Source organism: Streptomyces turgidiscabies Car8, from assembly GCF_000331005.1.
In the GTDB taxonomy this organism is placed as follows: domain Bacteria; phylum Actinomycetota; class Actinomycetes; order Streptomycetales; family Streptomycetaceae; genus Streptomyces; species Streptomyces turgidiscabies.
The window spans coordinates 1-10,537 of sequence record NZ_AEJB01000125.1 but is presented as its reverse complement, the minus strand read 5'-3'; the positions used below and the strand labels follow the sequence as shown (position 1 = coordinate 10,537).

Genomic DNA, 10,537 nt, shown 5'->3' with positions numbered 1-10,537 from the left:
AGTCGGGACGACAGGATTTGAACCTGCGACCCCTTGACCCCCAGTCAAGTGCGCTACCAAGCTGCGCCACGTCCCGATACGGTCTGACCTGGGCTTTCCCCTGGCCGAACACGCATGGAAACAATACCGCACTCGGGTCGATGGTCGCGCACTCCTTTGTTCACCCGGCCGGCGCTTGACCTCAAGTTTGATTGAGGTCGCAGGATCGTCCCCATGACAGCCACAGCCACGCACGCCGACACGTCCGGGACACTCGACTCCCACGACGCACCCGACCGGTACGACACACACGGATACGCCGCGCTGCCCGGGCTCATGGGTCTGATGACCGGTGACGAGAAGCACGGGCCTGCGGCGACCTCCACCCTGGACGTGCTCTGGGTCCTCTACGACCGGGTCCTGCGCGTCGGCCCGGACCGGATGACGGACCCGGAGCGTGACCGGTTCCTGCTGTCCAAGGGGCACGGGCCCATGGCGTACTACGCGGTACTCGCCGCCAAGGGCTTCCTGCCCGTGGACTGGCTGCCGGGCTTCGGCTCGTACGACTCGCCGCTGGGCCACCACCCCGACCGGGTGCTCGTACCGGGGGCCGAGATCGGCAGCGGCTCGCTCGGGCACGGACTGCCGATCGCTGTCGGTACGGCGCTCGGGCTGCGCGCCCAGCGGCTCGACGGGCCCGCGGTGTGGGTTCTGGTCGGCGACGCCGAACTGGACGAGGGCAGCAACCACGAGGCGATCGCCTTCGCCGGTCCCGCCGGCCTCGAACGCCTGCACACCGTCGTCATCGACAACTCGTCCGCCAGCCACGCGCGGCCCGGTGGTATCGCCGCCCGCTTCGAGGCCGCGGGCTGGTCCACGACCACGGTCGACGGCCGTGATCACGAGGCCCTGTACACCGCCTTCACCACGCCGCACCCCGGCCGCCCGCACGCGGTCGTGGCACAGGTCGAACCGAAGTCCGGCTGACCCGGCACACCGACGACCTGCCCGGCTTTTCCGACCGCGCCGACCGCTCTCACCGATCTGAAGGGATCCACTCCCCCATGGACACCATGCGTGACCGCTTCGCCCCCGTCCTGACGAGCCTGCTCGACGACGACCCACGTGTCGCCGTCGTCCTGGCCGAGATCGGCGCGGACGCGTTCGCCCGGGCGCGGGCCCGGCATCCCGACCGGGTGATCAACGTGGGCATCCGTGAGCAGCTTCTCGTCGGCGCGGGCGCCGGCCTGGCGCTCACCGGTATGCGCCCGGTCGTGCACACGTTCGCGAGTTTCCTCGTGGAGCGCCCCTTCGAGCAGGTCAAGCTCGACCTCGGCCACCAGGACGCCGGCGCCGTACTGGTGAGCGCCGCCGCCTCCTTCGACTGGCCGGCGGGCGGTTTCACGCACATGGCACCCGGTGACGTGGCCCTGCTCGACACCCTGGACGGCTGGAGCGTCCATGTGCCGGGGCACCCCGACGAGGCCGAGACGCTGCTGCGGCACGCGGTCGCCGCGGGCGACGACAAGGTGTACGTCCGGCTGTCGGCGCAGTCCAACGTGGAGGGGCTCGCGGTCGACAACCTACGGATCCTCACCGTCCGCGAGGGCCGCTCCGGCGTCGTGATCGCCGTCGGACCGATGCTCGACACCGTGCTAGCCGCCACGGAAGGGCTCGACGTCACCGTCCTGTACGCGACGACCGTACGGCCCTTCGACACCGCAACCCTGCGCCGGGCCACGGAGGCGGCGGGCACCGACGTCGTCCTCGTCGAGCCCTACCTCGCGGGTACGTCGACAGCCGTCGTGAACGACGCGCTCCCCGATATGCCGCACCGGGTGCTGGGCCTGGGCGTCGGCCGCCGCGAGCTGCGCAGGTACGGGGACATCGACGAGCACGTCGCCGCGCACGGACTCGACGCGCGGACGCTCCGGGAGCGGATCCAGGGCTTCGTGGGCGTCGTGGCCTGAGCCCGCCCTCCGGGTTCAGCCGGCACCCGGGGCCCCCAACTCCGGGTAGGCGTCCAGCAGTCGGGGCGGGGCCGCCTGGCGCCAGGAGTCGGTGAGGATGTCCCGCAGCTCGTCCTCGTCCTCCAACGCGGCCAGGCGCACTCTCACCCAGGCGAAGCTCGCCTCGTGATCGGCGATCCAGAACTTCTCCGGCTCGGAGAGGACCAGTTCGTCGCGCTCCTCCTTCGGACAGCGCACGGCGATGGAGGTCTCGTTCTCAGGCAGTGTGGCGAACATCTTCCCCGCCACCCGGAACGTGGGCATGCTCCAGGCGATCTTCTCCGAGGTGTCCGGCAGAGAGAGGGAGATTCGGCGTACGTCTTCGGCTTCCGACATGCAACGCACCGTAGCCAATGCCACTGACAATCACTCGCGCTTCCCAGGCGGGAAGGCCCGCTCCCCGTGCCCAACGGCCCGCCTACGCCTGCGCGGCGGCGCCCAGTGCCTCCAGCACCGGCCGGATCAGCGGGTGTTCCTCCGCTCCCCTGCGTACGGCCGCGAACACCCTCCGGGTGGGGGCCACCCCGTCGACGGGGCGAACGACCACCCCCGTCAGCTCCATGCCACGCAGCGCCGAACGCGGCACGAGGGCCACCCCGGCGTCGGCCGAGGCGAGGGCCACGACCGCCCGGAAGTCGTCGGAGGAATGTTCGAGGCGGGGCCGGAAGCCCGCGTTCTCGCAGGCCAGGACGACCACCTCGTGGCAGGGATTGCCGGGGTACGGCCCGATCCACACATCCTTGGCCAACTCGGCGAGCGGCACCTCGCGGGCGTCGGCGAGGCGGTGACCGACCGGAACGACCGCGTCGAAGGGCTCGGCGTAGAGGTGCACGTGGGTGAGACGGGGGTCGTCGGCGGGCGGCGCTCCCCGGTACTCGACGGCCACCGCGACGTCGACCTGCCGGTCCAGCACCATCGGCAGGCTGGCGTCACCCTCGGCGTCCTGGACGCGGACCCGGATACCGGGGGCGGTCCCGGCCAGGCGGGCCAGGGCTGGGGCGACGACCAGGGCGATGCCGGTCGCGAAGGCGGCGACGGTGACCGTACCGGCGGCGCCGGAGTCGTACGCGGCCAACTCGGCTTCCGCCCGCTCCAGTTGGGCGAGGACCATATTGGTGTGCGCGAGCAGGATCTCGCCGGCCGGGGTCAGCCGTACGCCCTTCGCGCCTCGCTCGACGAGCCGGTGGCCGGTCTCCTGCTCCAGGGCTGCCAGCTGCTGGGAGACGGCGGAGGGGGTGAGGTACAGCGCGGCGGCAGCCGCCGTCACCGTGCGGTGGTCGGCCACCGCACGCAGGATGTGGAGCCGCCGCGCTTCGATCATGCAGTCGATTATCCAGCACGCCCGGGGCGGTATGCCCTGAACGCTCCCGGTCCGGTCAGCCCGCCAGCTCTGCCCGGGCTGCGACGAAGGCGTCGACGGCACGGTTCACGTCCTCGGTGGAGTGCCCGGCGGAGAGCTGGACACGGATCCGGGCCTGCCCCTGCGGCACGACCGGGTACGAGAAGCCGATCACGTACACGCCACGCTCCAGCAGCAGCTCCGCCATCCGGCCGGCCTCCGTGGCGTTACCGATCATCACGGGCGCGATGGCGTGGTCGCCCGCGAGGATGTCGAAGCCCTCGGCGGTCATCCGGCGGCGGAACAGGGCCGTGTTCTCGGCGAGCCGGATCCGCAGGTCGTCCGCCGACTCCAGCAGGTCGAGCACCTTCAGCGAGGCGGCGGCGATCACCGGGGCAAGCGTGTTCGAGAAGAGGTACGGCCGGGAGCGCTGCCGCAGAAGCGCGACGATCTCGGCGCGCGCGGCCACGTAACCCCCGGACGCACCGCCCAGCGCCTTGCCCAGTGTGCCGGTGACGATGTCCACGCGGTCCATGACGCCGTGCAGCTCAGGGGTCCCCCGGCCGCCGGGGCCGACGAAGCCGACGGCGTGCGAGTCGTCGACCATGACCATCGCGTCGTGGCGCTCGGCGAGGTCGCAGATCTCGCGCAGCGGGGCCACATAGCCGTCCATGGAGAACACGCCGTCGGTGACGATCAGCTTCCGGCGCGCCCCGCCCTCCGTCGCCTCCTTCAACTGCCGTTCCAGATCGGCCATGTCACGGTTGGCGTACCGGAAGCGGCGGGCCTTGGACAGGCGGATGCCGTCGATGATCGAGGCGTGGTTGAGGGCGTCGGAGATCACCGCGTCCTCGGCGTCGAGGAGGGTCTCGAAGACGCCGCCGTTGGCGTCGAAGCAGGAGGAGTAGAGAATCGTGTCCTCCTGGCCGAGGAACGCCGACAGCCGGGCCTCCAGCTCCTTGTGCACCTCCTGCGTACCGCAGATGAAGCGCACGGAGGCCATGCCGTAGCCCCAGCGGTCGAGGGCCTCGTGGGCGGCGGCGACGACCTCGGGATGGTCGGCGAGGCCGAGGTAGTTGTTGGCGCAGAAGTTGAGCACCTCGCCCGGGCGCCCGCCGGTGGTCACGGAGACGGTCGCGGACTGCGGGCTGCCGATGACCCGCTCGGGCTTGTGCAGACCGGCGGCGCGGATCTCGTCGAGGGTGGCGCGCAGGTCGTCGCGCACGGAGTCGAACATGACAGAAGCTCCTGAAGAGGTGAGGGAGTTACGTGGTCCAGTCGAGGATGACCTTGCCGCCCCGGCCGCTCGCCGCGTCCGCGAACGCGGCCTCGTGGTCGCGGTGGTCGTACCGGCCGGTGATGACCGGGGAGAGGTCGAGGCCCCCCTCCAGGAGCACCGACATCGCGTACCAGGTCTCGAACATCTCACGGCCGTAGATCCCCTTGATGGTGATCATCGAGGTGACGATCCGGGACCAGTCCACCGGGAACTCCTGGGTCGGCAGGCCCAGCATGGCGATGCGTCCGCCGTGTGTCATGTTGGCGATCATGTCGCGCAGCGCCTCGGGGCGCCCGGACATCTCCAGGCCGATGTCGAAGCCCTCGCGCAGTCCGAGGGTGCGCTGACCCTCGGCGACGGTCGCGCCGGAGACGTTCAGGGCCAGGCTCGCGCCGATCTTGCGGGCCAGTTCGAGCCGTTCCTCGCTGACGTCGGTGACGACCACGTTCCGCGCCCCGGCGTGCCGGGCCACCGCCGCCGCCATCAGACCGATCGGGCCGGCACCGGTGATCAGGACGTCCTCGCCCACCAGGGGGAAGGACAGGGCGGTGTGCACGGCGTTGCCGAACGGGTCGAAGATCGCCGCCACGTCGAGGTCGACGGGCACCCGGTGCACCCACACGTTGGCGGCGGGCAGCACCACGTACTCGGCGAAGGCCCCGTCCCGCCCGACACCGAGCCCCACCGTGGCCCGGCACAGGTGTCGGCGCCCGGCGAGACAGTTGCGGCACCGGCCGCACACGAGGTGCCCCTCGCCGCTGACCCGGTCGCCGACGCCGATGTCGGGGACGTCGCGGCCGGTCTCGACGACCTCGCCGACGAACTCGTGCCCGAGCACCAGCGGCGTACGGATCGCCTGCCGCGCCCAGCCGTCCCACGCCCGGATGTGCAGGTCGGTGCCGCAGATCCCGGTTCTGAGCACCTTGATCAGTACGTCACCGGGGCCGACCGCCGGTTCCGGTACGTCCGCGAGCCACAGCCCGGGCTCCGCCTTCTTCTTGACCAGCGCCTTCAACGCAACGGCTCCTGTGGGTAGGACCCCGGGGCAGGGCACGCCGAAAAAGCCCGTGGCGGGGAGAGGGGTGACGTCGACGGCAGGACCGACGAGAACGCGCGTCTGAGAACGCCAGACGAAATCTGCCGTACGGCGGCTTCCCGGTCCATCGAGGATTTCTTAAGCGCCGCCGCAGCTTTCCTTCACGCCTCCGCGCCAGGTCAGGCACCGCCGCGAAGGACGACGTCTGGCATATCCCCATTGGCCGGAAGAGCGACAACAGCCGCCCATCTGTTGATCCGACCGGAACCATCAGCCGTATCCCTTCGGAGAAACCGTGCGAACCGACAGCTCGCCCGACAACTGAACCGACAGCCACGCCCCTTCGGGGCCGTAAGGAGTCAGGAACCCGTCATGCCCGCACCGCACTTGGCGCTTCCGCCCAACGACCGGGTCCTGTCTCTGTTCACCGGCTGGACCCGGGCGCACTGGGAGGCGCTCGCAGACCGGCAGCTGGAGGCGCTGGTCCCCTATGCGACGCCGGGTCTCGCGCAGTACCGGCTGCCCGGCCGGAACTCCTCGGCGGGTGTGGTGTCGGACGGACTGGAGGGTTTCGCGCGGTCCTTTCTGCTGGCCTCCTTCCGGATCGCGGGAGCGGCGGGCGAGGTGGATCCCCGTCTCGTGGAACGCTACGCGCAGGGTCTGACAACGGGCACGGACCGGGACAGCGGCGAGGCGTGGCCCGAACTCACCGACTGTTCCCAGCCGATGACCGAGGCGGCCTCGATCGCCATCGGGCTGCACGAGACCCGGCCGTGGATCTGGGACCGGCTCGACGTGGATGTGCAGGAACGCATCGTCGACTGGCTGTGGGGATTCGTGGGCCGCCGCACCCGGGACGACAGCGGGCGGCTGTGCCAGGTGGTCGCCGAGCAGTTCCTGGCCTCCGTCGGGGCGCCGCACCGCCAGGAGGACATCGACGGCGGCCTCGACCGGATCGACGACTGGTATGTCGGCGGCGGCTGGTACAGCGACGGCGACGGCCGTACGTTCGACTACCACGTGGGCTGGTCGCTGCACCTGTATCCGCTGCTGTGGTGCCGGATGACGGGCGGCGAGGACGGCGGACGCGGCCGGGTCCACCGTCGCCGCCTCGCCCAGTTCCTCGCCTCCTACCCGCACTTCTTCGGGGCGGACGGCGCCCCCGTCCACCAGGGCCGCTCCCTGACGTATCGTTTCGCCGCGACCGCCCCCGTCTGGCTGGGCGCGCTGGCCCGGTGCACTCCCCTGGCGCCGGGGCTGACCCGGCGGCTGGCATCCGGCGCGGTGGCGCACTTCGTGGAGCGCGGGGTGCCCGACGAGCGCGGACTGCTGCCGCTGGGCTGGTACGGCACGTTTCTGCCCGCGACCCAGGCACATTCGGGGCCCGGATCGCCGTACTGGTCCAGCATGGCCTTCCTGGGCCTGCTGCTGCCCCCTGAGGACCAGGTGTGGACCGCCAGGGAACGCCCGCTGCCCGTCGAGGAGTCCGACCAGTTCACGGCGTTGCCGGGACCGGGGTGGCTGCTCCACGGCACCCGGCACGACGGCATCGTGCGTCTCGTCAACCACGGCAGCGATCGCAACCCGATGGAGGGACCCGCCGCCGACGATCCGCACTACGCGAAGTTCGGCTACTCGACGGCCTCCGCACCGGAGACGGGCTCCGTGGCCTGGGAGCGCAACGTGGACGGCCACCTGGCGCTCCTCGCCCCCGACGGCACGGCGTCACGCCGGCGCAGAATCCTTCCGCTGCACTGCTCGGGACGGGTCGCCGCCTCCCGGTACGAAGCCGAACTCCCCGGCGTGGAGGGCGAGTTCCGGGTCGAGTCGACGAGTGTGCTGCACGGCTCCTGGGAGATCCGCGTGCACCGTGTGCAGGCACCGGCCGACGCGGCGGTCCGCGAGGGCGGCTACGCGGTGGCCGACACCGCCCTGCCCGAGGCCGAGCGGGGTGACGGCTGGGCCCTGACCCGTACCGCTTCCGGACTGACCAGCGTCGTCGTCGCGCTGCACGGCTGGGACGAGGCCACGGGCGTGGCCCGCGAGGTCGACGCCAACGCCTTCGGCCCGCACTCGGCGACGCCGTACCTCCAGCGCGCGGCGCAGTCCCCGGGCGCGAGCAGGCTGTTCGTGACGCTGGTCGCGCTGACCCGGGACGCCGTGCATCCGCAGGCCCTGCGCGAGGCGGTGTCGTGCGCGGTGACCGAGGAGGGCCGCGCCCTGATCATGTTCCCGGACGGCGAGACGGTCTCCGTATGACGGAGCCGCCCCTCGGAGCGGGGCTTCAGAGCGGGGCCTCTCCCGGGGCGAGCTGCCCGACCAGCTCCGCCGCCATCGCCTTGATGGTCTCCAGCCCCGCCCTCCCCCACGGGCGCGGCCCGAAGTCGGCGACGCACACCGTGCCCAGCGCCATGCCCGCGGTGTCGATGAGCGGCGCGCCCAGATAGGAGCGGATGCCGAACTCGTCGACGACCGGGTTGCCCGCGAACCGCGGATAGTCGCGTACGTCCTCCAGGACGAGTGCCTTGCGCCGGACCACCACGTGCGGGCAGAACCCGTGGTCACGCGGCAGCCGTCGGCCCACCCGCGGTTTCACCTCGTCGGAGTCGGCGCCGGCGACACGACCGGTACCGGCCTCGGCCGGAACATGGAGCCCGGCGAAGAACTGCCGTTCCTCACCGATGAAGTTGACCATCGCGTACGGCGCGCCGACCAGCTCGGCGAGACGGTCCGCGAAGGCGTCGAGGGCGGGCTCGGGCCGTTCCCCGAAGCCCAGTCCGTGCAGTCGCCGGGTGCGGGCCGGGGCCTCACTGTCCTCGGGGGTCAGCAGCAGACGACCTGCCGGGCGGGGCGGGTCGTAGCTCATGGGCGGGCTCCCTCACTGTGGGCGCCGGCTGCGGGGGCGGGCGCGTGGGCGAGCAGGTGCCGTACGAGGGTGAGCAGGGTCTGCACCCCCGAACTGGAGATCCGCGCGTCGCAGCGCACGATCGGGATCTCGGGGTCGAGGTCGATGGCGGCGCGTACCTCCTCGGGGTCGTAGCGGTACGAGCCGTCGAACTCGTTGATCGCGACGATGAAGCCGAGGCCGCGCTGTTCGAAGAAGTCGACGGCCGCGAAGCAGTCCTCCAGGCGCCGGGTGTCGGCGAGGATCACCGCTCCGAGCGCGCCTTCGGAGAGCTCGTCCCACATGAACCAGAACCGCTCCTGTCCGGGCGTCCCGAACAGATAGAGGACGTGTTGCGGGTCCAGGGTGATGCGGCCGAAGTCCATCGCCACGGTGGTCTCGACCTTGTTCTCGATACCTTCGAGACTGTCGGTCGAGGCGCTCACCGTGGTGAGCAGTTCCTCCGTGCTGAGCGGCGCGATCTCGCTCACCGCACCGACCAGGGTCGTCTTGCCGACTCCGAACCCTCCGGCCACCAGGATCTTCAACGCGGTGGGGAAGGGATCAGAGCTGTCGTCGTAGTCCATCGAGCACTGCCTCCAGAAGAGACCGGTCAGTGGGGTTGTGGTAGAACTCGGGCGGTTTGGTGGTGAGTGCGCCGCAGTCGACGAGGTCGGACAGCAGCACCTTGGTGACCGCCGCCGGCAACTTCAGCTGGGCGGCCATCTCGGCGACCGAGACGGGCCTGCGACACAGGTCGAGAGCCTGTGCGTGCTCGGGGCCGAGATAGCCGAGGGGTGTCGCTCCGGTGGCCATCACCTGGGACATGAGGTCGAGGGCGGTGCTCGGCCGGGTCCGGCCGTTGCTGACGGTGTAGGGGCGCACGAGCCGTCCGGCCGCGTCGTCGAGCCAGGGCCCGTCGCCGGCCGCCGTCACGCTCAAGGCCTCATCGCCGAGGGTTCGGCCGACTGCCGGGGCGCGGTCATCAGGTACGGGCGGACGCTCTTGACCAGCATCGCCATCTCGTAGCCGAGGACCGCGGCATCGGCCTCGCGGCCTGCCAGCACGGCGAGACAGGTGCCGGAGCCCGCGGTGGTGACGAACAGCAGGGTCGAGTCGAGTTCGACGACGACCTGCCGCACCTCACCGCCGTCCCCGAACCGGACGCCCGCGCTGCGTCCGAGGGAGTAGAGACCGGAGGCCAGGGCGGCCATGTGGTCGGCACTGTCCGGGTCGAGTCCGTGCACGGACTTGACGAGTCCGTCGCAGGACAGGAGTACCGCGCTCGTGGTGTGCGGTACACGCTGGACGAGGCCGCTCATCAGCCAGTCGAGATCGGATACATGGCCGGTCGGCAGATCGCTCGCCATGGTGGATCGACTCCTTGGGGTACGAAGGTCTGCGGGAGCGCTGGGGGTGGGGGCAGGGATGGTGCTACGGGGGGTGGTCATCCGGCCGGTGCGCTCCCGTCGTGCCGGGCAGTGAGGTCCAGGTCGTGTCCGGGCGCGCGCAGCCGGTGCGCCTCGGGTATCGGGGACGTGTCCGGCGGCGGTACGTCCGTGGCGTCGAGGGGAGACGCGGCGGCCTCGGCGCGGCCCTCGACCGGGCCTGTCGGAGGCATGCCCGGTCCGGTCGGCCGCGCGGAGATCCGCTCCATGAACACCGGCTCCGTCGGCATCGGTTCCGTGGGGACCGGCTCCGTCGGCGCCGGTTCGGCGGCGGCCCGGTAGGCGGACTCCCCGTACGCCGGTTCCGGGGGCGCCGGTTGCCTGTCGGGCGTCCTGGTCTGCGCCGACTGCCCGTAGTGCGCCTCGTACTCCCTCTCCATCGCCGCCAGCGCCGGATCGGTGTAGTCCGAGTCCAGTTGGCGTGCCTCGGCGAGCCCGATGCCGCGCTGGAAGGCGGCCATGAGGCCGGGATCGTGCCCGACGACGTGTTCGCTCTCCGGCCGGGGGGCCGCCGGGCCACCGCGCAGTTGGGGGGCGAGGTGTTCCTGGGCGCGGCGGCGGGG

The 10,537-nt window shown here is 71.4% G+C and carries 11 protein-coding genes, 1 tRNA gene and 1 pseudogene; 3 read left to right on the top strand and 10 right to left on the bottom strand.

The window, feature by feature from the left end:
* Positions 1–2: 2 nt before the first annotated feature.
* Positions 3–76, bottom strand: a tRNA-Pro gene (locus STRTUCAR8_RS07775).
* A 239-nt stretch (positions 77–315) separates the two neighbouring features.
* On the opposite strand from STRTUCAR8_RS07775, the gene STRTUCAR8_RS07770 reads away from it, so the two are divergent.
* Together STRTUCAR8_RS07770 and STRTUCAR8_RS07765 are read left to right on the top strand one after the other, a co-directional pair.
* Positions 316–966 carry a thiamine pyrophosphate-dependent enzyme gene (locus tag STRTUCAR8_RS07770; RefSeq protein ID WP_044471813.1) on the top strand — a complete coding sequence of 217 codons (651 nt, stop codon included), beginning with the start codon at positions 316–318 and terminating at the stop codon, positions 964–966.
* 77 nt (positions 967–1,043) lie between these two features.
* Positions 1,044–1,949, top strand: a complete 906-nt coding sequence (locus STRTUCAR8_RS07765) for a transketolase family protein (RefSeq protein WP_006374969.1) — start codon at positions 1,044–1,046, stop codon at positions 1,947–1,949.
* A 15-nt stretch (positions 1,950–1,964) separates the two neighbouring features.
* On the opposite strand, the gene STRTUCAR8_RS07760 is transcribed toward STRTUCAR8_RS07765, so the two are convergent.
* The 4 genes from STRTUCAR8_RS07760 to tdh form a co-directional block, all read right to left on the bottom strand.
* On the bottom strand, positions 1,965–2,324 hold the full coding sequence (locus STRTUCAR8_RS07760; RefSeq protein ID WP_006374974.1) for an MmcQ/YjbR family DNA-binding protein: 360 nt from the start codon (positions 2,322–2,324) through the stop codon (positions 1,965–1,967).
* An 82-nt stretch (positions 2,325–2,406) separates the two neighbouring features.
* Positions 2,407–3,309 (bottom strand): LysR family transcriptional regulator, encoded by a 903-nt coding sequence (locus tag STRTUCAR8_RS07755; RefSeq protein ID WP_006374976.1) that lies wholly within the window; start codon positions 3,307–3,309, stop codon positions 2,407–2,409.
* Positions 3,310–3,364: 55 nt separating this feature from the next.
* The gene (locus STRTUCAR8_RS07750) at positions 3,365–4,564 is read right to left on the bottom strand and encodes a glycine C-acetyltransferase (RefSeq protein ID WP_006374970.1); all 1,200 of its coding nucleotides are present in this window, start codon (positions 4,562–4,564) and stop codon (positions 3,365–3,367) included.
* Positions 4,565–4,592: 28 nt separating this feature from the next.
* Positions 4,593–5,621, bottom strand: coding sequence for an L-threonine 3-dehydrogenase (gene tdh / locus STRTUCAR8_RS07745; protein WP_006374980.1), 1,029 nt, complete (start codon positions 5,619–5,621; stop codon positions 4,593–4,595).
* A 393-nt stretch (positions 5,622–6,014) separates the two neighbouring features.
* On the opposite strand from tdh, the gene STRTUCAR8_RS07740 reads away from it, so the two are divergent.
* On the top strand, positions 6,015–7,901 hold the full coding sequence (locus tag STRTUCAR8_RS07740) for a DUF2264 domain-containing protein (protein ID WP_006374975.1): 1,887 nt from the start codon (positions 6,015–6,017) through the stop codon (positions 7,899–7,901).
* 25 nt (positions 7,902–7,926) lie between these two features.
* Here STRTUCAR8_RS07740 and STRTUCAR8_RS07735 read toward each other — a convergent pair whose 3' ends face one another.
* The 5 genes and pseudogenes from STRTUCAR8_RS07735 to STRTUCAR8_RS07715 form a co-directional block, all read right to left on the bottom strand.
* A complete protein-coding gene (locus tag STRTUCAR8_RS07735) occupies positions 7,927–8,508 on the bottom strand; it encodes a GAF domain-containing protein (RefSeq protein WP_006374972.1) in 582 nt (193 codons plus the stop codon).
* The gene (locus STRTUCAR8_RS07730) at positions 8,505–9,113 is read right to left on the bottom strand and encodes a GTP-binding protein (protein WP_006374979.1); all 609 of its coding nucleotides are present in this window, start codon (positions 9,111–9,113) and stop codon (positions 8,505–8,507) included. Before STRTUCAR8_RS07730 ends, STRTUCAR8_RS07735 begins: the two co-directional genes overlap by 4 nt.
* Positions 9,091–9,462 carry a DUF742 domain-containing protein gene (locus STRTUCAR8_RS07725; RefSeq protein WP_006374978.1) on the bottom strand — a complete coding sequence of 124 codons (372 nt, stop codon included), beginning with the start codon at positions 9,460–9,462 and terminating at the stop codon, positions 9,091–9,093. The genes STRTUCAR8_RS07730 and STRTUCAR8_RS07725 overlap by 23 nt, the downstream gene beginning before the upstream one ends.
* Before the next feature lie 2 nt (positions 9,463–9,464).
* Complete coding sequence (locus STRTUCAR8_RS07720) at positions 9,465–9,896, bottom strand: roadblock/LC7 domain-containing protein (RefSeq protein WP_006374971.1); 432 nt, start codon at positions 9,894–9,896, stop codon at positions 9,465–9,467.
* Between the two features lie 77 nt (positions 9,897–9,973).
* Positions 9,974–10,537 (bottom strand): annotated as a pseudogene (locus STRTUCAR8_RS07715) (ATP-binding protein); the annotation flags it as partial.